General features: G+C 33.2%; 25 protein-coding genes and 1 tRNA gene. 12 read left to right on the forward strand and 14 right to left on the reverse strand.

Annotated elements, in window-relative coordinates:
- Positions 1 to 6 precede the first annotated feature (6 nt).
- From RF683_RS00870 to RF683_RS00880, 3 genes are read left to right on the forward strand one after another with little or no spacing between them, the layout of a single operon-like run.
- Positions 7 to 2,778, forward strand: a complete 2,772-nt coding sequence (locus tag RF683_RS00870; protein ID WP_309532355.1) for a TonB-dependent receptor — start codon at positions 7 to 9, stop codon at positions 2,776 to 2,778.
- 11 nt (positions 2,779 to 2,789) lie between these two features.
- Positions 2,790 to 3,410, forward strand: a complete 621-nt coding sequence (locus tag RF683_RS00875; protein ID WP_309532356.1) for a choice-of-anchor J domain-containing protein — start codon at positions 2,790 to 2,792, stop codon at positions 3,408 to 3,410.
- 9 nt (positions 3,411 to 3,419) lie between these two features.
- Positions 3,420 to 4,718: a DUF5689 domain-containing protein gene (locus tag RF683_RS00880; RefSeq protein ID WP_309532357.1), complete on the forward strand. Its 1,299-nt coding sequence runs from the start codon at positions 3,420 to 3,422 to the stop codon at positions 4,716 to 4,718.
- 44 nt (positions 4,719 to 4,762) lie between these two features.
- On the opposite strand, the gene RF683_RS00885 is transcribed toward RF683_RS00880, so the two are convergent.
- Complete coding sequence (locus tag RF683_RS00885) at positions 4,763 to 5,578, reverse strand: NAD-dependent epimerase/dehydratase family protein (protein WP_309532358.1); 816 nt, start codon at positions 5,576 to 5,578, stop codon at positions 4,763 to 4,765.
- On the reverse strand, positions 5,579 to 5,929 hold the full coding sequence (locus RF683_RS00890; protein WP_309532359.1) for a hypothetical protein: 351 nt from the start codon (positions 5,927 to 5,929) through the stop codon (positions 5,579 to 5,581). It abuts the gene before it with no gap.
- 178 nt (positions 5,930 to 6,107) lie between these two features.
- On the opposite strand from RF683_RS00890, the gene RF683_RS00895 reads away from it, so the two are divergent.
- Positions 6,108 to 6,476 carry a four helix bundle protein gene (locus RF683_RS00895; protein WP_309532360.1) on the forward strand — a complete coding sequence of 123 codons (369 nt, stop codon included), beginning with the start codon at positions 6,108 to 6,110 and terminating at the stop codon, positions 6,474 to 6,476.
- Between the two features lie 77 nt (positions 6,477 to 6,553).
- Positions 6,554 to 6,874, forward strand: a complete 321-nt coding sequence (locus RF683_RS00900) for a single-stranded DNA-binding protein (RefSeq protein ID WP_309532361.1) — start codon at positions 6,554 to 6,556, stop codon at positions 6,872 to 6,874.
- A 44-nt stretch (positions 6,875 to 6,918) separates the two neighbouring features.
- On the opposite strand, the gene RF683_RS00905 is transcribed toward RF683_RS00900, so the two are convergent.
- From RF683_RS00905 to metG, 3 genes are read right to left on the reverse strand one after another with little or no spacing between them, the layout of a single operon-like run.
- Entirely contained in the window at positions 6,919 to 7,542 is a 624-nt protein-coding gene (locus RF683_RS00905) for a chloramphenicol acetyltransferase (RefSeq protein WP_309532362.1), read from the reverse strand.
- Positions 7,539 to 8,225, reverse strand: a complete 687-nt coding sequence (locus RF683_RS00910; RefSeq protein WP_309532363.1) for an HAD family hydrolase — start codon at positions 8,223 to 8,225, stop codon at positions 7,539 to 7,541. The genes RF683_RS00905 and RF683_RS00910 overlap by 4 nt, the downstream gene beginning before the upstream one ends.
- A gap of 1 nt (position 8,226) precedes the next feature.
- A complete protein-coding gene (gene metG / locus RF683_RS00915; RefSeq protein ID WP_309533176.1) occupies positions 8,227 to 10,329 on the reverse strand; it encodes a methionine--tRNA ligase in 2,103 nt (700 codons plus the stop codon).
- Between the two features lie 97 nt (positions 10,330 to 10,426).
- On the opposite strand from metG, the gene RF683_RS00920 reads away from it, so the two are divergent.
- From RF683_RS00920 to RF683_RS00930, 3 genes are all read left to right on the forward strand, one after another.
- Positions 10,427 to 11,323 carry a S66 peptidase family protein gene (locus tag RF683_RS00920; RefSeq protein WP_309532364.1) on the forward strand — a complete coding sequence of 299 codons (897 nt, stop codon included), beginning with the start codon at positions 10,427 to 10,429 and terminating at the stop codon, positions 11,321 to 11,323.
- A gap of 39 nt (positions 11,324 to 11,362) precedes the next feature.
- On the forward strand, positions 11,363 to 11,725 hold the full coding sequence (locus RF683_RS00925) for a YraN family protein (RefSeq protein WP_309532365.1): 363 nt from the start codon (positions 11,363 to 11,365) through the stop codon (positions 11,723 to 11,725).
- A 65-nt stretch (positions 11,726 to 11,790) separates the two neighbouring features.
- Positions 11,791 to 12,453, forward strand: a complete 663-nt coding sequence (locus RF683_RS00930; protein ID WP_309532366.1) for an aspartate kinase — start codon at positions 11,791 to 11,793, stop codon at positions 12,451 to 12,453.
- 22 nt (positions 12,454 to 12,475) lie between these two features.
- Here RF683_RS00930 and accC read toward each other — a convergent pair whose 3' ends face one another.
- The 6 genes from accC to pdxA all read right to left on the reverse strand — a co-directional run bounded on the left by accC (position 12,476) and on the right by pdxA (position 17,466).
- Complete coding sequence (gene accC, locus RF683_RS00935; RefSeq protein WP_309532367.1) at positions 12,476 to 13,825, reverse strand: acetyl-CoA carboxylase biotin carboxylase subunit; 1,350 nt, start codon at positions 13,823 to 13,825, stop codon at positions 12,476 to 12,478.
- Positions 13,826 to 13,936: 111 nt separating this feature from the next.
- Positions 13,937 to 14,410, reverse strand: coding sequence for an acetyl-CoA carboxylase biotin carboxyl carrier protein (gene accB, locus RF683_RS00940; RefSeq protein ID WP_309532369.1), 474 nt, complete (start codon positions 14,408 to 14,410; stop codon positions 13,937 to 13,939).
- Between the two features lie 36 nt (positions 14,411 to 14,446).
- Entirely contained in the window at positions 14,447 to 15,442 is a 996-nt protein-coding gene (locus tag RF683_RS00945) for a beta-ketoacyl-ACP synthase III (protein WP_309532370.1), read from the reverse strand.
- Positions 15,443 to 15,592: 150 nt separating this feature from the next.
- On the reverse strand, positions 15,593 to 15,787 hold the full coding sequence (gene rpmF, locus RF683_RS00950; protein WP_014389594.1) for a 50S ribosomal protein L32: 195 nt from the start codon (positions 15,785 to 15,787) through the stop codon (positions 15,593 to 15,595).
- 6 nt (positions 15,788 to 15,793) lie between these two features.
- The gene (locus RF683_RS00955; RefSeq protein ID WP_309532371.1) at positions 15,794 to 16,333 is read right to left on the reverse strand and encodes a YceD family protein; all 540 of its coding nucleotides are present in this window, start codon (positions 16,331 to 16,333) and stop codon (positions 15,794 to 15,796) included.
- Between the two features lie 83 nt (positions 16,334 to 16,416).
- Positions 16,417 to 17,466 carry a 4-hydroxythreonine-4-phosphate dehydrogenase PdxA gene (gene pdxA, locus RF683_RS00960; protein ID WP_309532372.1) on the reverse strand — a complete coding sequence of 350 codons (1,050 nt, stop codon included), beginning with the start codon at positions 17,464 to 17,466 and terminating at the stop codon, positions 16,417 to 16,419.
- Positions 17,467 to 17,512: 46 nt separating this feature from the next.
- On the opposite strand from pdxA, the gene RF683_RS00965 reads away from it, so the two are divergent.
- Entirely contained in the window at positions 17,513 to 18,100 is a 588-nt protein-coding gene (locus tag RF683_RS00965; protein WP_309532373.1) for a riboflavin synthase, read from the forward strand.
- Between the two features lie 36 nt (positions 18,101 to 18,136).
- On the opposite strand, the gene RF683_RS00970 is transcribed toward RF683_RS00965, so the two are convergent.
- Both RF683_RS00970 and mce read right to left on the reverse strand, forming a co-directional pair.
- A tRNA-Ile gene (locus tag RF683_RS00970) sits at positions 18,137 to 18,210 on the reverse strand.
- Between the two features lie 135 nt (positions 18,211 to 18,345).
- On the reverse strand, positions 18,346 to 18,750 hold the full coding sequence (mce, locus tag RF683_RS00975) for a methylmalonyl-CoA epimerase (protein WP_309532374.1): 405 nt from the start codon (positions 18,748 to 18,750) through the stop codon (positions 18,346 to 18,348).
- Positions 18,751 to 18,851: 101 nt separating this feature from the next.
- Here mce and rbfA point away from each other — a divergent pair, with 101 nt between their 5' ends.
- Genes rbfA through RF683_RS00990 form a run of 3 tightly spaced genes read left to right on the forward strand, consistent with a single transcriptional unit; the run spans position 18,852 to position 20,963 of the window.
- On the forward strand, positions 18,852 to 19,244 hold the full coding sequence (gene rbfA, locus RF683_RS00980) for a 30S ribosome-binding factor RbfA (protein WP_309532375.1): 393 nt from the start codon (positions 18,852 to 18,854) through the stop codon (positions 19,242 to 19,244).
- A gap of 1 nt (position 19,245) precedes the next feature.
- On the forward strand, positions 19,246 to 20,445 hold the full coding sequence (locus tag RF683_RS00985) for an ABC transporter permease (RefSeq protein WP_309532376.1): 1,200 nt from the start codon (positions 19,246 to 19,248) through the stop codon (positions 20,443 to 20,445).
- The gene (locus tag RF683_RS00990; protein WP_309532377.1) at positions 20,442 to 20,963 is read left to right on the forward strand and encodes a nuclear transport factor 2 family protein; all 522 of its coding nucleotides are present in this window, start codon (positions 20,442 to 20,444) and stop codon (positions 20,961 to 20,963) included. Before RF683_RS00985 ends, RF683_RS00990 begins: the two co-directional genes overlap by 4 nt.
- Before the next feature lie 12 nt (positions 20,964 to 20,975).
- On the opposite strand, the gene RF683_RS00995 is transcribed toward RF683_RS00990, so the two are convergent.
- Positions 20,976 to 21,926: an NAD-dependent epimerase/dehydratase family protein gene (locus tag RF683_RS00995; protein ID WP_309532378.1), complete on the reverse strand. Its 951-nt coding sequence runs from the start codon at positions 21,924 to 21,926 to the stop codon at positions 20,976 to 20,978.
- Between the last annotated feature and the right edge of the window lie 112 nt (positions 21,927 to 22,038).

The following is a 22,038-nucleotide window of genomic DNA, read 5'->3' on the forward strand; positions in this document are numbered from 1 at the left end:
TTAAGTATGAAAAAACTTGCATTAAGTCTCTTATTTTTATTTCAAGCTGTTTTAGTAATGGCTCAAAATCATTCAACTGTTAAAGGTAAAATAGTTGATTCTAAAACGCAAAATCCGCTTGGTGGCGTAAAAGTAATGGTTCAGTTAACCGAACAATCTGTTGCTACAAATAATTTAGGTGAATTTCTTATTAAAGAAGTGCCCGTAGGACAACAAATTTTAGTAGTTTCTCAAAATGGATACATTGCACAAAATTATCCTATTGAAGTTGCAGAAAAGCAAATTTTAGATTTAGGATTAATTTTATTAGAAGAAGATATTACTTCTGAACAGCAATTGAGTTTAATTACAATTACAGAGAACGACTTAGGCGATGATAATAGTGGCTCGGAAAGTACTGCTGGTTTATTACAATCTTCAAGAGATGCTTTTCAACAAGCAGCAGCTTTCAACTGGGGACAAGCTCGTTTTAGAATGAGAGGTTTAGACAACGCATATGGAACTACCATGATTAATGGCGTGGTAATGAATAAAATATATGATGGCAGACCACAGTGGAGTAACTGGGGTGGGTTAAATGATGCTACACGTAATCAAGAATTTACATTGGGTTCTTCTCCTTCAGATTATACTTTTGGAGGTATTTTAGGAACGCAAGAAATTAATACTAGAGCTTCTCTGTATAGAAAAGGAAATCGAATTTCTTTTTCGGGGACAAACACAAATTATTCTTGGAGAACAATGGCTACTGCCAATTCAGGATTAATGAAAAATGGTTGGGCTTATAGCATTTCTGCTTCAAGAAGATGGGCAAAAGAAGGGTTTTTTGAAGGAACAGATTATGCGGCAAATTCCTTTTTTGCAAGTATTGAGAAAAGATTTAATGATAAACACAGTTTAAATTTCACAAGTATTTATGCTCAAAATAGCAGAGGAAAATCATCTCCGAATACAACAGAAGTAAACAACATTAAAGGATTCAAATACAATTCGTATTGGGGTTGGCAAAACGGAAAAAAACGTAATTCAAGAGATAAAGATATTGAAGAGCCAATTTTAATGTTAACGCATTATTGGAAACTTTCTGACAAAACTAATTTAACTACAAATGTAGCTTATCAGTTTGGTTCAGTAGGAAATACAAGAATTGACTACCAATTAGCTAATAATCCAGATCCTACGTATTATAAAAGATTGCCAAGTTACTATTTAAATTTAGGTGATCAAGCAAATGCAAATTTAGCATTGCAAAATTTTATGGCAGACGGGCAATTAGATTGGAATGCCATGTATATTGCTAATCAAAACTCTGTTTATTCAGGTAGAAGTTCTTATGCTTTATATGAAGATAGAACAGATGATAAACAATTAACAGCTAATTCATTCATTTTCTCTGATTTGTCAGATAACATCAAATTAAATGCAGGATTGAGTTTTAAAAAATTAAAGTCTCATAATTTCCAAAACATGCTTGATTTATTAGGAGGTCAATATTTCTCAGATGTAGATCCTTTTTATACGGGTGACGCTACACAATCGGACTTAAATAATCCAAATAGACAAGTTGTAGTTGGCGATACATATGGTTATAATTACAATTTAAACGCAAATGTAATTGATGCTTTTACACAGTTTAAATTTTCGTATAAGAAAGTTGACTTTTATTTAGCACAATCTTTTTCAAGAAGCGAATACCAAAGAGAAGGACTATATAGAAATGGAATTTATGCCAACAACTCTTTCGGAAAAAGCACAAAAAAGACGTATGAAAACTTTGGCTTTAAAGGTGGTTTAACATATAAAATTACAGGTCAACATTTAATAGACTTTAATGGAGCTTATATGACAAAAGCACCAGGAATGAGAAATGTGTTTTCTAATGCAAGAATCAATAATAATATTACAGATAATTTATCTAGTGAGTCCGTTGCAAGTGTTGATGCTTCTTATATTATTAGAACACCAAAATTCAAAAGCAGAATTACAGGGTATTTTTCTAAAATTCAAAATGCAGCAGATTTAGCCTTTTTCTATGGGGAAGGTTTATTTGATGAAGCATCTGTAGGGGCAGGAAATGAAGATTCATTTGTAAGTGAAATAGTTACAGGAATAGACAAACGAAATATGGGTATCGAATTAGGTATGGAATATCAAATTACTTCTACCATTAAAGCTACATTAGCAGCAACGTATGGAGAATATATTTATGCTAATAATCCTAATTTAAAAGTAAATGATGATGCACAAGCATCGTTAACGAATACAAATCCGGTAACAGACTTTGGACAAGCTTATTTAAAAGGATATAGAGTGGGCGGTTTACCACAACAGGCTGCTTCATTTGGTTTGGAATATAGAGATCCTAATTTCTGGTGGATTGGTGCTAATATTAACTACATAGGTGGAAATTACATTGATATTTCAAATATATTACGTACACAAAACTTTGTAGTAAATCCTGCAGATGGTTTAGGGTATCCGGGAGCAACACCTGACGTAGTTAGAAATACATTGAAACAAGAGAAATTTAACTCATTTAATTTGTTAAACCTTACAGGTGGAAAATCTTGGAAAATTGATAACACAACTGTTGGTTTCTTTGCCTCTATAAATAATGTATTAAATACTATTTACAAAACAGGTGGTTTTGAGCAATCAAGAAAAGCAACCTTCCCAGATTATCAAGCAGATTATGCTAATGGTACACCCTCATTCGGACCTAAATATTTTTATGGCTACGGAAGAACGTACTTCTTAAATGTATATGTTAATTTTTAATATAAGTCACAATGAAAAATATAACTAAAAGACTAACACTATTTGTTTTTGCAGCTATAACTTTAGTCGCATGTACAAAGGAAGAGGATGTAGCTATTGCACCTTTTAAAGCATTGATTTTTTCTCAAAATTTTGAAACACATCCCTATGGAAGTGGTGCAACAGAAATTCCAATTAGTTTAACTGGCTGGGTAAATTACAACACGTCTAGTACTAGAACATGGAGTTGTAAATTGTTTAGTAACAATCGTTATGCAGAATTTTCTTCGTATTATTCTGCTGCAGGAACAACAGATAATACATGGTTAATTTCTGCGCCTTTAGATTTTACAAAAACTTCTAATGAAACTTTACTGTTTTCAACTAAAACAAGATTCTCTAATGGTGCTCAATTAAAAGTATATGTGTCTACTAATTATGATGGCACACAAGCAGGTATAGCTACTGCAACTTGGACGCAAGTAAACGCAGCCATGCCAATCGCGGACGATGTTTCTACCCCAAGTGGAGTACTAAATTTAAGTGCTTTTGAAGGTACAAATGTTAGAATAGCATTTAAATATGAAGGAAGTAAGTTGACAAATAAAACGACAACATTCCAAATAGATGATATTAAATTATATGAAAATTAATCAGTTATTATGAAGAACTTAAAAATAGTATTCAGTACCCTATTAGTTGTCACTTTATTTAGTTGTGTAAATAGTGACGATTACAATGCTCCAGATTTATCAGGAGATTGCAGCACATTAACGGCTACTAAAACAGTACAACAAGTTAAAGCGACAGCTACAACTACGGCGCAACAATATGTAAATGATGACATCATTGAGGCATATGTTACTTCAAGTGACGAAGGAGGAAACTTCTATAAATCGATTTCTATGGTTTCTGTAGATGGTGTTCAAGGATTTTCTATTCCTGTAGATGATTATAACTTATATACAAAATATGAACCAGGAAGAAAAGTATATATTAAGTTAAAAAACAAATACTTTGCTAACACTACAAATACAGCTTCTTTTGATATTGGAAATTTATATAATGCAACTCAAATTGGAAGATTATCAGGAGTAGAATATGAAGAGGTTATTAAACGTGGATGCGCTAAAGTTGATGAGTCAGTTATTTTAAATAGCTTATCAATTCCTGCTGCAAAAAACAATGCAAATATTAATAAATTAATTGAATTAGATGCGGTTCAATTTGCGGATGAGTCTTTAGGAAAAACATATTATGATGCTACGTTAAATAGTTTAGGCGGCGCAACAAATCATATTGTTAAAGATGCTGCAGGAAATTCAATTATCGTTAGAATTAGTGAATTTGCAAATTTTGCTGCTAAATCAGTAGCTTCTGGTAATGGTAAAATTAGAGGAGTATTAACAAAATATGGCTCTGATTACCAATTCATGGTACGAACAGAACACGATATTCAATTAACTTCTCCTAGAGTTGTACCTTTATTTGAAGAAACATTTACCACTAATTTTCCTAACTGGACAAAGTATAGTGTAACAGGAGCTCAAGTATGGACATTGGATACTACGTATGGTAACCCAGGATCTTGTGCCAAAATGTCGGGTTATTCAGGAGGGAATCTTGCTAATGAAGATTGGTTAGTATCTCCAGCAATTAGTTTAGCAAATATTTCAAACGCTACATTAACTTTTGATACGGCAACTAAATTTGCTGGGAATGCATTACAAATTTATATTTCAACAAATTATAATGGCTCAGCAAATCCTAATACCGCAACATGGACACAAGTAAACGGAACATTGTCGCCAAGTACAGGCAACTATGTTTGGACTGCTTCTGGACCAATAAATATTTCTTCTTTCGCAGGGAATACTATTTATGTTGCATTTAAATATACATCTACAACAACTGCAGCTGCAACGTGGGAAGTAGATAATGTTAAGATTATTGGACAATAATTTATAAAATAAAACAGTAAAAAAGCCACTTTTAAGTGGCTTTTTTATTTGATTACCTTAAAAGTGTAATTTAATTCCTTTTCTATTTTTTTAGATAGAATATGCTTGCCTTTACTTGCTATTTTTTCTTCAAAAATGGGATTTCGAATTCCTAGTTCTTTAGCTTTAGCTGTATAGTAAGCCCTTCTAGTAAGGGTATTAATGCCTGATGCCTGATAAACTTCATTCCATTTTTCTTCTGCAAGTATTGTTTCTATAATTCCAATACAATCCATTTGATGAATTAAATTGATAGGTGCATCTGGATTTGGAATGGTTTTATGCTGTAATTGATTTATCGGATTTCTGTCTTCTCCTATTAATCCACCAAAACGAATTACAGTAGTTTTAAAATGCGGATTCGATTGTAAAAGTGTTTCGGCAATAGCTAATTGTTTGCCGCTTTCCGTATCTGGATTTGGTATCGTTTCTTCAGTGATTTCTACAATCGGAAAACGGTCTCCAAATACTGAAGTAGAACTCACAAAAAGAACTTTCTGAATCCCTGATTTTTCGATAAATCGAATTAATGTTTTTACTTTATTTACAAATGTCATTTCCTCTAAAGTCGAGTTGACTTTTCTCAAACCTGGTGGAATAGCAATTAGTAGAACATTCGTTTCATTCAAAAACTCTTCAACAGTTCCAATAATTTGATGTGCTTCTAATTGAATTTGAAAAGGTAAAATTCCAACATTTTTAAAGACTTCTAATTTGCTTTTAGAAGTCGTGGAGCCTTTTACTTCATAACCTTTTAAAAGCAATGATTTAGCTAAAGGTAAACCGAGCCAACCGCAGCCGAGTATCGAAATTGTTTTCATTTAGGCTTCTTTTTTGACTAATACATACTGTTCATTTTCTATTTCCATATAGCCATAATCATAAACGAAATAATAGGTATTGCCTGTTTTTGTTTTTAATATGGAAGTAAATAATTCAAAATCAAATCCTTTATTACTCATTTTATTTCGAGTTGTTTTGGTTTTGCCTTCTGGATTTAATTCGCAAAGAATACGATAATTTTTACGCAATTTGTTATTAATGTTGCGCATCATGTTATTTTGATCTTTGTTCATTTTGTTATTAAAGGCATTACGACAGCCATCTGAACAAAACTTTTTATCTTCTCGGCCTATTATTTTATCGCCACATTCTAAACAGGTTTTTGACATAATTGCTTTTTTTTCAAATATACAAAATTTCCGTTTACAAACGCTTACAAATAGTTACAACCGAAAGTAAATAACTAACTACCGAATAGCATATTTTTTTTGCCACATCTTTGCACTGTCGAAATGAAAGAGTGATGAGTCACAGTTTTCAGTCACAGTTTTCAGAAAAATTAATAAAATGGATTTCAAAAAATTATTAGCCTATCAAAAAGCTTTTTCATTAGCTATGGAAATTAAAAAAATATCTGATTCATTTCCAAAAGATGAAAAATACGCATTAACAGATCAAGTTAGAAGATTGTCAAGAAGTGTATGTGCCAATATCGCAGAAGCTTACAGAAAAAGAAGATATATAAATCATTTTATAAGTAAGCTGACCGATTCTGATGGTGAAAATTCTGAAACTTCCGTTTGGTTAGATTTTGCTTTAGAATGTAATTATTTATCAAAGTCTCAATATGTTGATTTGGTAAATAAGTCGGAAGAAGTTGGTAAAATAATTAATTATATGATTTTAAATCCAACAAAATTCGGTTGTAAATCATAAATTAAATGACTGAGACTGAAAACTGCGACTGCGACTAAAAGAGTAACATAATTATTAACATTAAATATTTACACGCCATGAAAAACAGAGTACAATTAATCGGACACGTAGGACAAGAACCAGAAGTTAAAACAATTAACAACAAGAAAGTAGCAACGCTTACTATTGCTACAAATGATTTTTATTACAACGAAAAAGGAGACAAAGTAGAACAAACCGAATGGCATCGTGTAACGGCTTGGGGTAAAACAGCAGAGATCATTGAAAAATATGTTACTAAAGGGAAAGAAATTGCTGTAGAAGGGAAATTAACCCACAGAAATTATGACGATAAAGACGGAAACAAACGCTATGTGACTGAAATTCTTGTAAGCGAATTGTTGTTGTTAGGGAAGTAATTCTTTAAAATTTTGGTTCTATAAACCACTGAGCAATCAGTGGTTTATTTATTTAACTCCGTTTGTAAAATTTCTATAAATAACCCCATATGGTATCCATCAATCAGTCCATGGTGTGCCATTACTGCCATAGACATTGTTTTTTGCCCATTTTCATCTATTAATTTTCCCCATGAAACTTTTGGACAACTATCTGGTAACGTATAACTTCTAGAATGGGTTAGACCTGTAAAGTTAATCCATGGAATTGCTGAAAAATGAATAATATTTCCGGGGAATTCCCGTGTAAAAAGCCCAGGTGTTACTTGAATGCGTTTAATTTCAGTTTGTACAATTTTAGTAAATTCATGAATATCTGAGTTAAACTTCATAAATGAAAAGCCAAACGTTTTATCTTCACGCATAATCGTGGAAGAAGCATCTATTTCGTCATAAAGTACCACTTCGTTTTCTTCTATTCGATACCTGAAATTTTCCACTTGATTAACCGCAGCAATCGTTTTATGTAAATAATAAACAAAAAACGGAATTTGAATGGCTTTCGCTTTTTCATAAGCAATAGTCATATCTATAGGTGTGGTAATTCCAAAAAACGGCTCTTCAAAAGTTGAAAAAAATTCAAAGTGCTCTTTACGGTTCCAAGTAGCGAGGTCTATTGTTTGTTTCATTTTAGTAAGGTTAAAATTTCAGTAATTTGGGTAACGGATTTGAAATTTTTATGTTCAATCTCAAAATCAATTTTTTCGTATTCCCAAGTTGTGTGATAAGGGATATGAATAGCGTGTCCGCCAATTTTTAACACAGGCAAAACATCTGATTTTAAGGAATTTCCAATCATTAAAAAATCTTCTGCTTTGCAATCTAAACGACCTAACATTTTTTCGTAATCAAATTCGGTTTTATCGCTCATCACTTCAATATGATGAAAAAAAGCGCCTATTCCAGAATCGTGAAGCTTACGATGTTGGTCTTTTAAATCGCCTTTTGTAGCTACGACCAATTTATATTTTCCTTGCAATTGTTCTAAAACAGCAGTGATATTTGGAAGTAATTCTACGGGTTTTTGCAATAAATTTTTTCCAATAGCTAAAATTTGCTCAATTCCTTTGCCCGAAATTTGATGATTAGTCAATTCCAAAGCCGTTTCAATCATCGATAATGTAAACGCTTTGATACCAAAACCATACAACGGCAAATTATTGACTTGATGATTTAAAATTAAACCTAAAATTTCTTGATGTGACGCATAATCTTGAAACAACACACAAAAGCGTTCTTGTGCCTCATCGAAATAGGGTTCGTTGTGCCAAAGGGTGTCGTCTGCATCAAATGCGATTACTTTAGGGTTCATACTAAGAAATCATCGCACCATTAATTACACCTTCCGTACCTGTACTGAGCGTTGTCGAAGTATCTGGATTTACGAAAACCAATTTACCTTCTGCAGTATTGGTTAATAATAACATACCTTCACTTTCCACACCACGTAAAGCTCTAGGGGCTAAGTTAACTAAAACTGTTACGCGTTTTCCAATAACTTCTTCTGGCATAAAATGCTCTGCAATTCCAGAAACGATGGTTCTTACATCAATTCCGGTATCTACTTTTAAGACCAATAATTTGTTGGCTTTCGGCATTTTTTCGGCTTCAATAATCGTCCCGATTCGTAAATCTACTTTGGCAAAATCTTCAAAAGTGATGATTTCTTTTTGAGGTTCCATAACTTGTGCTGAGTTTATCGAAGCATTGGCTGTTTTAGTTGCTTCTAATTTATCTAATTGTTTTTGGATTTCGGCATCTTCAATTTGGGCAAACAAAATTTCCGCTTGACCAATTTGATGCCCAGGTTTTGTTAAAGACCAATTTTCAAATTCTAAATTCCAATTATTGACTTTAATCTGTAAAATGTTGCACAATTTAGCAGATGTAAACGGTAAAAACGGTTCAGAAAGTATCGCTAATGCAGAAGCAATTTGCAATGCTATATACATTTGCGTTTGTACTCTTGCCGGATTTTCCTTAATCATTTTCCAAGGTTCTTCGTCGGCTAAATATTTATTCCCTAAACGGGCCACGTTCATTAATTCTACTAATGCTTCTCTGAAACGGTAACGTTCAATTGAACTTGAAATCACTGCTGGATAAGCTTTTAGTTCGGCTAATGTTTGCTCGTCAACTTCCGAAAATTCGTTTGGAGCAGGAACAATTCCGTTGTAATATTTATTGGTTAATACCACCACACGATTGATGAAATTTCCAAAAATCGCTGCTAATTCATTATTATTTCTCGCTTGAAAATCTTTCCAAGTGAAGTCGTTGTCTTTCGTTTCTGGCGCATTTGCCGTTAATGCATAACGTAACGAATCTTGTTTTTCTGGGAAATCTTGTAAATATTCGTGTAACCAAACTGCCCAGTTTTTAGAAGTCGATAATTTATTTCCTTCTAAATTCAAAAATTCGTTTGCAGGAACATTATCTGGTAAAATATAACTTCCTTCTGCTTTTAACATCGCTGGAAAAATAATACAATGGAATACGATATTGTCTTTTCCAATGAAATGAACCAATTTTGTATCGGCATCTTTCCAATAAGGTTCCCAATCTTTTCCTTCGCGAGCTGCCCATTCTTTGGTTGCAGAAATGTAACCAATAGGCGCATCAAACCACACGTATAATTTTTTTCCTTCGGCACCTGGAACAGGCACATCAATTCCCCAATCTAAATCACGTGTTACGGCTCTTGGTTCTAAACCACCATCCACCCATGATTTTACTTGTCCGTACACATTCGGTTTCCAATCGTTTTTATGACCTTCTAAAATCCATTCTCTTAAGAACGATTCGTAACGATTTAAAGGTAAAAACCAGTGTTTTGTCGATTTTAATATAGGCGTTTCACCAGTAATAGTCGATTTCGGATTGATTAAATCGGTTGCATTTAAAGTCGAACCACATTTTTCACATTGGTCGCCATACGCTTCTGGGTTGTCGCACTTTGGGCAAGTTCCAGTAACGAAACGGTCTGCTAAGAATTGGTCTGCTTTTGCATCGTATAATTGTTCGGTAGTTTCTTCAATGAAATCACCGTTATCGTACAGTTTTTTGAAAAATTCCGAAGCTGTTTTATGATGAATTTCCGAGGAAGTTCGGGAATAATTATCAAAAGAAATCCCAAAATCTAAAAACGATTGACGAATAATTCCGTCATATTTATCAATTACTTCTTGTGGCGTGATGCCTTCTTTTTTAGCTTTCATTGAAATCGCCACACCGTGCTCATCACTTCCGCAAATGAAAGCCACATCTTTTCCTTGTAATCGTAAATATCTTGCATAAATATCAGATGGCACGTAAACACCTGCTAAATGTCCAATGTGAATAGGGCCATTTGTGTAGGGAAGTGCCGCAGTAATCGTATATCTTTTTGTTTCGCTTTGCGTTGGATTTTCAAACATATCGTCATTAAATTTAATGCAAAAATAATTCATTTGACAGGAATAGACGAATTTTTCTATTCAAATTCCTTATTTTTGAATTCTTATTGAATTTTATATGATTACACCACCATTTTTAAAGGCTGAAGATACCGTTGCACTTGTTTGTACGGCGCGTAAATTTTTTCCTGAAGACGCAAAACCAGCTATTGATTTATTAGAATCTTGGGGACTAAACGTAAAATTGGGAACCACAATAGGCTTAGATAATTTTCAATTAGGAGGTACTGATTCCGAAAGAGCGGCAGATTTTCAAACTCAATTAGATGATGAAAACGTAAAAGCAATTTGGTGCGCTCGAGGTGGATATGGAACGGTGAGGATTATAGATGCGTTAGATTTTACAAATTTCAAGCAACATCCTAAATGGATTATGGGCTTCTCTGATGTAACCGTTTTGCATAGCCAATTAAATGTAGAACGTGTAGCGTCTTTACATTCCATAATGCCATTTACGGTTCCAACCGCACCTGAAGAAGTAAAAGAAACTTTGCGAAAAGCACTTTTTGGCGAAACGATTTCATATATAATTCCTTCGAAAAATTATGATGTTAAAGGAACTGCTTCGGGTGAATTGGTTGGAGGCAATCTTTCTATTTTATACAGTTTATTAGGTTCAAAATCAGCAATAAGTACAAAAGATAAAATTCTATTTATAGAAGATTTAGACGAATATTTGTATCATATTGACCGAATGATGTATAATTTAAAACGTAATGGTTATTTCGAAAATGTAAAAGGAATTATAGTAGGAAGTATGACGGATATGCACGATAATGAAATTCCATTTGGGCAAAATGAAGTGCAAATTATTACAGATATTGCTAAAGAATATCATATTCCATTTGCTTTTGATTTTCCTGCGGGACATCAATCGGATAATCGAACTTTGATTCTTGGTAAACATGTAGATTTTGAAGTGAATGAAAAAGAAATAAAACTTCAATTTATATAAAATTGGCAAATCGACACATTGAAATTGACACATTATAAAATGGCAAATCATAACGATTTAGGAAAAAAAGGGGAAGAAATCGCGGTAGATTTTTTAAAGCAAAACGGCTATGAAATCTTAGAAACAAATTGGACGTTTCAGAAAGCAGAAGTTGATATTATTGCACTTAAAGGTAGCGTATTGGCGGTTGTGGAAGTAAAAACGCGTTCAAGTTTAGATTTTGGTTTACCGCAAGATTTTGTGAAACCAAAAAAAATAAAATTGTTAGTTAAAGCCATAAACGAATATGTTATTTCACGGGATTTAGATGTTACAGTACGGTTTGATATCATAGCTATCCATGCTACTGCTAACGAATTTTCTATTGAGCATATTGAAGAAGCATTTTATTACTTCGATTAGTATTTACAACATTAAGTTATATTTGTAACAAAATTAGTATATTTGCAAAAATAAAATCTAAACACATGAAAACAGTAGCTTCCGTTGTAGAACAATATTTAAAGACAAAACCGTTTTTATTGAGTTCGTTGTCAGAAGGAATTATTAATTTAACTTCTTTGGCAAGAGTTATTATGCCTGAAATAGAAATTCATTTAGGGAAAGATATTAAACAAGGTGCTGTTGTGATGGCATTGAAACGCATTTCTGAAGAATTAGATTTTAGAATAAGTCATAAAGTTTCAAAAGTTTTACAAAATATAGGGGAAATAACTGTTCGTTCATCTTTAACAGATTATACCTTTATTACTTCAGATTCATTATTAGATAATCAAGCTAAACTTATTTCGGAAATCAACAAATTAAAAGACGTGTTTTATACTTCTTCACGAGGGGTTAATGAAACGAATATAGTAGTTAGTTCTTCTGTACATGCATTAGTAGAAAATCTGCTCAAGACAGAAAAAGTGCTAAATAAAAAAGAAAATTTATCTTCAATAACGGTTAAACTTCCGCAAGAAAATGTTTCTGTACCAGGGGTTTATTATTATATATTTCAATCATTAGCTTGGGAAGGGGTTATTATTAATGAGGTTATTTCCACTACTAATGAGTTTACAATTATTGTAGATGAAAATCAAATAGATATTGCCTTTAAAGTAATGAAAGACATAAAAAAAATAAGCTAATCATTGATTAGCTTATTTTTTGTTATTCTGCAGGGTCATCCATAACCCAAGATTCCATAAATTTAGTTGTATAGTTTCCTGCAACATAATCAGGATGATCCATTAACTGTCTATGAAAAGGAATAGTAGTTTTGATTCCCTCTATATAGAATTCATCTAAAGCGCGTTTCATTTTGCTAATTGCTTCTTCTCTTGTTTGAGCAGTAGTAATCAATTTAGCAATCATTGAATCGTAATTAGGTGGTATAGTATAACCAGCATAAACGTGAGTATCTAAACGAACACCATGTCCTCCTGGCGAATGCAATACAGTTATTTTGCCTGGTGAAGGTCTAAAATCATTGTAAGGATCTTCAGCATTAATACGGCATTCAATAGAGTGTAACTGCGGGTAATAATTTTTTCCTGAAATAGGCACACCCGCTGCTACTAATATTTGTTCACGAATTAAGTCATAATCCACTACTTGTTCAGTAATAGGATGTTCTACTTGAATACGTGTGTTCATTTCCATGAAGTAGAAATTTCTGTGTTTGTCTACCAAAAACTCAACTGTTCCAGCGCCTTCATATTTAATATATTCTGCTGCTTTTACGGCTGCATTACCCATTTTTTCTCTTAATTCAGGAGTCATGAACGGGGAAGGTGTTTCTTCCGTTAATTTTTGATGGCGACGTTGTACAGAACAATCTCTTTCTGAGAGGTGACAAGCTTTTCCAAATGAATCCCCAACGACTTGAATTTCAATATGTCTTGGTTCTTCAATTAATTTTTCCATGTACATACCGTCGTTTCCGAAGGCAGCACCTGCTTCTTGACGAGCACTTTCCCAAGCTTTCTCTAAATCTTCTGGTTTCCATACCGCACGCATTCCTTTACCTCCACCTCCAGCAGTAGCTTTTAGCATAACAGGATAACCAACTTCTTTAGCTAATTTTTGCGCTTCTTTAAAATCTGCAATAATTCCTTCAGACCCAGGAACACATGGCACGCCAGCTGCTTTCATAGTTGCTTTTGCAGTTGCCTTATCTCCCATTTTGTCAATCATTTCAGGAGAAGCTCCAATAAATTTGATGTTATGTTCTTGACAAATTTTAGAAAACTTTGCATTTTCTGATAAGAAACCATATCCCGGGTGAATTGCGTCTGCATTTGTAATTTCTGCAGCAGCAATGATATTAGCCATTTTTAGGTAAGATAAGTTACTTGGTGCAGGACCAATACAAACGGCTTCATCGGCAAATTTTACGTGTAAACTTTCTGCATCAGCAGTAGAATATACCGCAACAGTTTTAATGCCCATTTCTCTACATGTTCGTATAACACGTAGTGCAATTTCACCTCTATTTGCTATTAATATTTTTTTAAACATGTTTTTTTAATTAGATAATTAGACAATTTGTCAATTAGACAATTATAAAGAAAGAAACTTTCTAAATTCTTGTCATCCTGAGCTACGTCGAAGGGCTAACTTCTAACTTTTTTATGATGGGTCAACTAAAAACAAAGGTTGGTCAAATTCTACTGGTGAAGAATCATCTACCAATACTTTTACGATTTTACCTGAAATTTCAGCTTCAATTTCATTGAATAATTTCATAGCTTCTACTACACACACTACATCTCCTTTTGAAATTGTACTGCCAACTTCTACAAAAGGTGCTTTGTCTGGTGCAGGTTTTCTATATAAAGTACCAATCATTGGCGATTTAATTACCACATATTTTGAATTGTCTTCTTCTGCTGGAGCTGCTGGAATTACCGGCGCATTTGCAGCAACAGGAGCAGCAACTTGTTGTACGGGTTGAGCAACAGGAACGTGTTGAACATAAGTTGATTCAGTTCCTTCTGAAGTGGTTTTAATGGTAATTTTAAAATCATCCATTTCTAATTTAACCTCTGTAGCACCTGATTTAGCTACGAATTTAATTAGGTTTTGAATTTCTCTGATATCCATAATATTGAAATTTGTAGTTTAGTTTGTTTGTTATTTTTATTTATTATAAGCCCATTTTAAATAGATAGCTCCCCATGTAAAGCCACCACCAAAAGCTGCAAAGATGATATTGTCTCCTTTTTTGAAAAGATGTTCAAAATCACATAGTACTAAAGGTAGTGTAGCAGAGGTTGTATTGCCATATTTTTCAATATTTACTAATACTTTTTCGTCTTCTAATCCCATTCTACTTGCCGTGGCATCGATAATTCGTCTATTAGCTTGATGTGCTACTAGCCAATTGATATCGTCTTTTGACAAGTTATTTCGTTCCATGATTTTTTCACTCACATCTGCCATTCCAGAAACAGCATATTTAAATACCGTTTTACCATCCTGAAAAACATAGTGTTGTTTGTTATCTATTGTTGCTTGACTAGGGGGTAAGATAGAACCACCCGCTTCAATTTTTAAATATTCTCTTCCGATGCCGTCGCTTTTTAACAGTTCATCTTGAACACCTAGGCCTTCATGATTTGGTTCTAATAAAACAGCACCTGCACCATCTCCAAAGATGATACAAGTTGCACGGTCTGTATAATCAATTATTGAAGACATTTTGTCGGCTCCAATTAATAATACTTTTTTATATTTTCCAGAGGCAATATAGGCCGAGGCATTTGATAATCCATATAAAAAGCTAGAACAAGCGGCGTGTAGGTCAAACGCAAACGCATTAACAGCTCCAATTTGAGTTGCTACATATACCCCTGTTGAAGCTACAGGCATATCAGGCGTTGCAGTTGCCATGATCACCAAATCGATTTCTTTGGGGTCTAATTGTGCTTTTTCTAATAAATTTTGAGCGGCTTTTATGGCAAGGTATGAAGTGCCTTTTCCTTCTTCTTTGAGTATTCTTCTTTCTTTAATGCCTGTTCTTGAAGTAATCCATTCGTCATTAGTGTCTACCATAGATTCTAATACTTGGTTAGACAAGACAAAGTCTGGGACATAAGAACCAATGGCTGTAATTGCGGCAGTAATTTTATTCATAAATAAATAATTTTCTTTGCAAGAATTCATTGCGAAAAGCGGTGGAAATTACAAAAAAATTTCCAAAACTAACCTATATTAGTAAAGATAATTGGCTATTAAATAAAAAAACTCTCACAGCGTGAGAGTTTCTCAATATTTTTCTATTACTTAAGCTACAGCTTCAGTTTTGTCAATTACTACTTGACCTCTATAATACATTTTACCTTCATGCCAATAAGCTCTGTGGTATAAGTGTGCTTCACCTGTTACTGCACAAGTTGCAATTTGAGGAACTGACGCTTTGTAGTGTGTTCTTCTTTTATCTCTTCTCGTTTTCGACTGTCTACGTTTAGGATGTGCCATTTTATTCTATTTTTTATCCGTTAATAGTTTTTTTAAATTTTCCCATCTAGGGTCTATATCTTCAGTTTCTTTTATTTCTCTTTCTGTTGGAGCGTACTTTTCTAATTGTACTAATGCATCAGATTGTAGGGTTCCATCCTTAACGCCTGGATGTGTTTTTTTTGTAGGAACAGACAATACAATCATTTCATACACATATTGTGCAATATTTACTTGAAATTCACCATGAGGCAAAATGATAAAACTTTCATTTTCGTCATTAAACTCATCACCAAATTTTACTATAAGATTTAATTTTCCTTTAATAGGTAAATCAAAATCTTCATTCGTTAAATCACAAGGAACATTTACTGTTCCTGCGTGTGAAAAATGAAGTTCAAGCATAGTGCTTTTCTTCTCTAACAGTAATTTTACTTTGATTTCAGAATGGTTAAATTCTTCAAAATCAAAATGCTTAAAGAACGTATCGTTTACTAGAAACTCAAACTGGTGTTTGCCTAATTTTAATCCAGAAAATTGAACTAAAAATTCTTTCATATTGTCCATAACAACAGCTTTTCCTTTTCTTTTAAGGTGTGCAAAGATACAAAAATATTGTAAATACAATACTTTTACATACTTTTTTTTAATTATTCTTTACTAGCGCTAATTTTTAATGGATTGTGCGTTAGTTCATTATATTCATTTCTATTTTTAAAAATATCTATAGCACTATATACAGCTTCTCTAAATGAGCTTTCGTGTGCTACATTTTTACCAGCAATGTCAAAGCCTGTGCCATGGTCTGGTGACGTTCTAATTTTAGTAAGGCCTCCTGTATAGTTAACCCCTTCGCCAAAAGATAATGTTTTAAAAGGGATTAATCCTTGGTCGTGATACATGGCTACTACAGCGTCAAATTTTGCGTGTTGATTTGAGCCAAAAAAACTATCTGCCGCAAATGGACCAAAAACTTGAATGCCTTTTTTAAATAAACGTTCAAGCGTGGGTTTAATAATTTCAGCATCTTCTTTGCCAATAACACCATTGTCACCACAATGCGGATTAAGACCTAAAACGGCAATTTTTGGTTTATTGATTCTAAAATCTTTACGTAAAGTTTCGTTGATTGTATTGATTTTTTGTTCAAGCAATGCAGGTGTAATGTGTTTGTTCACTTCTTGTATAGGGACATGGTCTGTAACCAAACCTACTTTAATATCTTCATGAATCATAAACATTAAAGCATCACCTTCTAATTGTTCGTTAAGGTAATCTGTATGTCCTGCAAATTTGTAATTCTCAGCTTGAATGTTGTATTTATTAATGGGCGCAGTTACGAGTACGTCAATTTTATTGTTTTTTAGTGCTTGTGTAGCCGCTTGAAACGATTTGATGGCATACGTGCCAACAGCGTCATCAAGTGTGCCAAATTCTACATTTACCCCTTCACGCCATACGTTTAATACATTAATTTTGCCAAGTACGAGTTGGTCTAATTTGTCAATTCCGTGTATATTAGCAGTAAGGTTAAATGTTTTTTTGAAAAAAGAAACAATTTTTGCATTGGCAAAAATAACAGGTGTGCATACCTCTAGCATTCTAGAATCTTCAAAAGTTTTTAGAATTACTTCTGGTCCAATTCCGTTCATATCTCCAATAGAAACCCCAACAATGATATTTTCTGAATGTTTTACCATTTTTTCTTTTTATTTTTGATGCAAATTTATAAAATATTTACGTGATATGTTTACAGGAATCATAGAAACCTTAGGAATAATTGAAGAGATTACAAAAGAAGACGGAAATATTCATTTAAAAGTAGCGTCTGCCATTGCTTCTAAATTAAAGATTGATCAAAGTGTAGCGCACAACGGCGTGTGCTTAACGGTAATTCAATGCGATGAAAAAAGTCACGTAGTAACGGCCATACAAGAAACCATAAATAAAACAACTTTAGGGACTTGGAAAGTAGGCGATGTAATTAATTTGGAACGCGCTATGAAACTTGGCGACCGACTTGATGGGCACATTGTGCAAGGACATGTAGATCAAACCGGAGTGTGTACTTCAATAGAAGAGGCTAATGGAAGTTGGATATTTACCTTTCAGTATGATGCCAGTTTGACGAATATTACCATTGAAAAAGGTTCTATTACGGTAAACGGAACGAGTTTGACAGTTGTAAATTCTGAACGCAATCGCTTTAGCGTGGCAATTATTCCTTATACTTTTGAGCATACTAATTTTAAAACTATACAAATAGGTACAAGAATTAATCTAGAATTTGATGTAATAGGGAAGTATGTAGTAAGGTTGACTTCTTTAAGATAAAAAAGCCCTACATTTCTGTAAGGCTTGATTTTGTTGTGGTCCCACCTGGGCTCGAACCAGGGACCACCTGATTATGAGTCAGGTGCTCTAACCAACTGAGCTATAGGACCGGTTTGCTTCACAGATGTTCGTTCTGTATGTAGCGAATAAAACCTTAGCTTTATTTGGAGGTGCAATATTACTGCTTATTTCTTTTTACTGCAAATTTTTTTACTGCTTCTTTTATATTTTCTACTAAAAGATTGCTATTCAGCGATTTCTTGACATAGCTCTATCAACACGCCGTTTGTTGTTTTTGGATGTAAAAAGGCTACTAATTTGTTATCAGCTCCTTTTTTTGGTGTTTCGTTTAAAACCGTAAAACCTTCTTTTTGTAAGCGTTCTATTTCGGTGTAAATGTTTTCTACATCAAAAGCAATATGATGAATGCCTTCACCTTTTTTCTCTAAAAATTTTGCAATTGGGCTGTCGGCATTCGTAGCTTCTAAGAGTTCAATTTTATTAGGGCCATTCTTAAAAAAAGAAGTTTTTACACCTTCACTCGCTACTTCTTCTTCTTTGTAAGGGGGGTGTCCAAATAGTTTTTCGAAAAGAGTATTTGATTCGTCTAAATTTTTAACTGCAATTCCTATATGTTCAATTTTTCTCATCTTGTTATTTTTTGTAAAATTATAAAATTAAATAGAATACAAAATTTCAAAAATCTAAAATCGGTCATCTTCAATCAAAAATCTTATTGTATTTTTGCCACATGGAAACAAATAGACAAAAGAAAATAGGAACCTTATTACAAAAAGATTTAGTAGATATTTTGCAAGGCGAAGTGAGAAAAAACGCCCTTTCAAACTTACTTATTTCTGTTTCAAAAGTAAATGTAACTTCCGATTTATCCATTGCTAAGGTATATTTAAGTATTTTTCCTTCAGATAAAGGCGCAGAATTGTTAACAGCTATCAAAACAAATGCTCCTTTAATCAAACACGATTTAGCTCAACGCGTAAGACAACAACTAAGACGCGTCCCAGAGTTAATTTTTTATTTGGACGACAGCTTAGATTATATCGAAAAGATTGATAATGCTTTAGCAGGGAATGAAAATCCTATAGAAAACCCCGACCTTTTAATCAAAAGAAAAAAATCATAATTTGAACTTCCCATTTTACATAGCAAAACGATATGCGGTTAGCCTAAGTAAAAGTACAGCTATTAACGTGATTACTGTAATAGCTTCATTGGGGATTATTGTAAGTGCCATGGCTTTGTTTGTGGTGCTTTCTGTTTTTAGTGGATTACGTGAATTTAGTTTAAGTTTTTCAAATGCTACGGATTCTGATTTAAAGGTTGAACCTATCTCTGGCAAGAATTATTTTATAACGCCTGGACAAATTCAAGCATTAAAAAACTACAAAGGCATTACGAGTTACAGCACTGTGATAGAAGAGCGTGCTTTGTTTTTTTATGACCAAAAAGAACAAGTGGCTCAATTAAAAGGGGTAGATACTCGATTTAATAGCGTGAATGATTTTCATAAATACTTATTTGCAGGCTCTTGGATTGAACCACAAACTAATGAGGTTGTTGTAGGAGCTGGAATAAGTAGGAGGTTAGCTTTAGGCTTATTTGATTACAATCATAGATTAGAAGTGTTTGTGCCTAAACCAGGTAAGGGGTTAATTGAAAATCCAGATGAAGCTTTTAGTAAAGCAGGATTAGTAGCATCGGGAATTTTTCAAGTGAGCGAAGATGTGGACGACAAGTATATTTTTTGTGATATAAACTTGGCGCGTGAGTTACTGCGTTTTCAACCGAATCAAGTAACGTATGTAGAGGTTAAAATAGCGCCTAATTATTCAGAAGCTGATGTTGTTGCCCAACTTCAATCCATTTTTAATAATAAAGTTAAAGTAAAAAATAGAGCACAATTAAATGATGCGTTGTATAAAATGTTAAATACAGAAAATGTGGTGGTGTATTTAATTTTTACTTTAGTGATAATTATTGCCTTGTTTAATCTTATAGGCGCTTTAATTATGATGATTATTGAAAAGAAAAATAATTTAAGAACCCTTTATTTTTTGGGTACAGAACTTAAACATTTGAAAAATATTTTTCTTTTTCAAGGCAATATCATAACTGTTTTTGGTGGATTACTAGGTTTGTTGTTAGGGATGGGTTTAGTAGCATTACAACAACATTTCGAATGGATTATGATTTCGCCCTCATTGCCTTATCCAGTAAAATTTGAATTAAAAAATTGTATTATTGTTATCCTTACTATTTTAATTTTAGGGTTTTTAGCCTCTAAAATTGCAAGTAGTACGGTATCTAAAAAATTAGTAGAATGAGAAAATTAATACCTGTTGTACTAGGCGTACTTCTGTTTGGATGTAAATCACAGCAAACTACTCAAGAGGATAAAAAATTAGCTAGGTATGAAATTGATTTGCTATTAAATTCATGGCACAAAGCAGCTGCAGAGGCTAATTTTAATGATTATTTCAATGCCTTGACAGATGATGCAATTTTTATTGGAACAGATGCAACAGAAAACTGGAATAAACAGGAATTTATCTCGTTTGCAAAGCCTTATTTTGATAAGGGTAAAGCTTGGAATTTCAAAGCTTTAGAAAGACATGTCTATTTTTCTTCGGATATGAAAATGGCTTGGTTTGATGAGTTATTAGATACCCATATGAAAATTTGTAGAGGAAGTGGTGTTTTAGTTGATCAAGGAAATGGTCAGTGGAAAATAAAACACTATGTACTGTCTATGACTATTCCAAATGAAAATGTTGATGAAATAGTGAAAGCAAAATCTATTTTAGAAGATAAAGAAATTGAAAAATTAAAAAAAGGGAAATAATCCCTTTTTTAGTTATAGACCGTTTTTTTTTAAGTTTTTGAACATGTCAACCGTCATGTTTTCAATGTCAAAATCATTTTTCCAACCCCAATCTTCTCTAGCAGCAGAATCGTCAATACTTGCAGGCCAACTGTCAGCAATTTTTTGTCTAAAATCTGGTTCATATGTAATCTTGAAATCGGGATAATGTTTGCTAATTTCTTCAGCTAATTCTTTGGGTGTAAAACTCATCGCAGCTAAATTATACGAAGATCTAATTTTTATAGCGTCTGCATCAGCTTGCATGATTTGAATCGTAGCTTTTATAGCATCGTCCATATACATCATCGGCAACGCAGAATTTTCCGCTAAAAAACTTGTGAATTTTCCGTCTGTAATTGCTTTGTGATAAATATCAACTGCATAATCAGTTGTTCCGCCACCTGCTTCTGTACTCCAACTAATCAGACCAGGATAGCGAATGCTTCTAATGTCTACACCATATTGTTTGTGGTAATACTCTGCCCAGCGTTCGCCTGTTTGTTTTGAAATTCCATACACTGTACTCGGCTCCATAATCGTATATTGCGGTGTATTATGTCGAGGTGTTGTGGGTCCAAAAACAGCGATACTTGATGGCCAAAATATTTTTTTAATTTTTCCTGCTTTCGCTAAATTGAGCACGTGAAACAAAGAATTCATATTTAAATCCCATGCAAATGCAGGATTTTTTTCGGCTGTTGCAGAAAGTAAAGCTGCCATTAAATAGACATCGGTAATATGATATTTTTCTATTAAATGTTCAATTTGATTATAGTCTAACGCGTTTACTACTTCAAATATACCATTCTTAACCACATCATTTTCTAGTTTTCTAATGTCTGAAGCAATTACGTTTTCTACCCCATAAGTACTTCTTAATTTTGCAGTTAGCTCGGTGCCAATTTGACCACAAGCGCCTATAATCAATATTTTGGTTTGCATAGCCTTAGTTTTTCTATCACAAATATAAATAATTAGCAATAAATAAAGGGAATTTTGACACATATTTTTAAAATTCTCAACTAATGCTAGTAAAAATTGTCAAAAATATATT

Source organism: Flavobacterium sp. 20NA77.7, assembly GCF_031326205.1.
GTDB classification, from domain to species: Bacteria; Bacteroidota; Bacteroidia; order Flavobacteriales; family Flavobacteriaceae; genus Flavobacterium; species Flavobacterium nakdongensis.

Coding starts and splice junctions, on each gene's coding strand:
- RF683_RS00870 (WP_309532355.1), top strand. CDS start 7: ATGAAAAAACTTGCATTAAGTCTCTTATTTTTATTTCAAGCTGTTTTA.
- RF683_RS00875 (WP_309532356.1), top strand. CDS start 2,790: ATGAAAAATATAACTAAAAGACTAACACTATTTGTTTTTGCAGCTATA.
- RF683_RS00880 (WP_309532357.1), top strand. CDS start 3,420: ATGAAGAACTTAAAAATAGTATTCAGTACCCTATTAGTTGTCACTTTA.
- RF683_RS00885 (WP_309532358.1), bottom strand. CDS start 5,578: ATGAAAACAATTTCGATACTCGGCTGCGGTTGGCTCGGTTTACCTTTA.
- RF683_RS00890 (WP_309532359.1), bottom strand. CDS start 5,929: ATGTCAAAAACCTGTTTAGAATGTGGCGATAAAATAATAGGCCGAGAA.
- RF683_RS00895 (WP_309532360.1), top strand. CDS start 6,108: ATGGATTTCAAAAAATTATTAGCCTATCAAAAAGCTTTTTCATTAGCT.
- RF683_RS00900 (WP_309532361.1), top strand. CDS start 6,554: ATGAAAAACAGAGTACAATTAATCGGACACGTAGGACAAGAACCAGAA.
- RF683_RS00905 (WP_309532362.1), bottom strand. CDS start 7,542: ATGAAACAAACAATAGACCTCGCTACTTGGAACCGTAAAGAGCACTTT.
- RF683_RS00910 (WP_309532363.1), bottom strand. CDS start 8,225: ATGAACCCTAAAGTAATCGCATTTGATGCAGACGACACCCTTTGGCAC.
- metG (WP_309533176.1), bottom strand. CDS start 10,329: ATGTTTGAAAATCCAACGCAAAGCGAAACAAAAAGATATACGATTACT.
- RF683_RS00920 (WP_309532364.1), top strand. CDS start 10,427: ATGATTACACCACCATTTTTAAAGGCTGAAGATACCGTTGCACTTGTT.
- RF683_RS00925 (WP_309532365.1), top strand. CDS start 11,363: ATGGCAAATCATAACGATTTAGGAAAAAAAGGGGAAGAAATCGCGGTA.
- RF683_RS00930 (WP_309532366.1), top strand. CDS start 11,791: ATGAAAACAGTAGCTTCCGTTGTAGAACAATATTTAAAGACAAAACCG.
- accC (WP_309532367.1), bottom strand. CDS start 13,825: ATGTTTAAAAAAATATTAATAGCAAATAGAGGTGAAATTGCACTACGT.
- accB (WP_309532369.1), bottom strand. CDS start 14,410: ATGGATATCAGAGAAATTCAAAACCTAATTAAATTCGTAGCTAAATCA.
- RF683_RS00945 (WP_309532370.1), bottom strand. CDS start 15,442: ATGAATAAAATTACTGCCGCAATTACAGCCATTGGTTCTTATGTCCCA.
- rpmF (WP_014389594.1), bottom strand. CDS start 15,787: ATGGCACATCCTAAACGTAGACAGTCGAAAACGAGAAGAGATAAAAGA.
- RF683_RS00955 (WP_309532371.1), bottom strand. CDS start 16,333: ATGGACAATATGAAAGAATTTTTAGTTCAATTTTCTGGATTAAAATTA.
- pdxA (WP_309532372.1), bottom strand. CDS start 17,466: ATGGTAAAACATTCAGAAAATATCATTGTTGGGGTTTCTATTGGAGAT.
- RF683_RS00965 (WP_309532373.1), top strand. CDS start 17,513: ATGTTTACAGGAATCATAGAAACCTTAGGAATAATTGAAGAGATTACA.
- mce (WP_309532374.1), bottom strand. CDS start 18,750: ATGAGAAAAATTGAACATATAGGAATTGCAGTTAAAAATTTAGACGAA.
- rbfA (WP_309532375.1), top strand. CDS start 18,852: ATGGAAACAAATAGACAAAAGAAAATAGGAACCTTATTACAAAAAGAT.
- RF683_RS00990 (WP_309532377.1), top strand. CDS start 20,442: ATGAGAAAATTAATACCTGTTGTACTAGGCGTACTTCTGTTTGGATGT.
- RF683_RS00995 (WP_309532378.1), bottom strand. CDS start 21,926: ATGCAAACCAAAATATTGATTATAGGCGCTTGTGGTCAAATTGGCACC.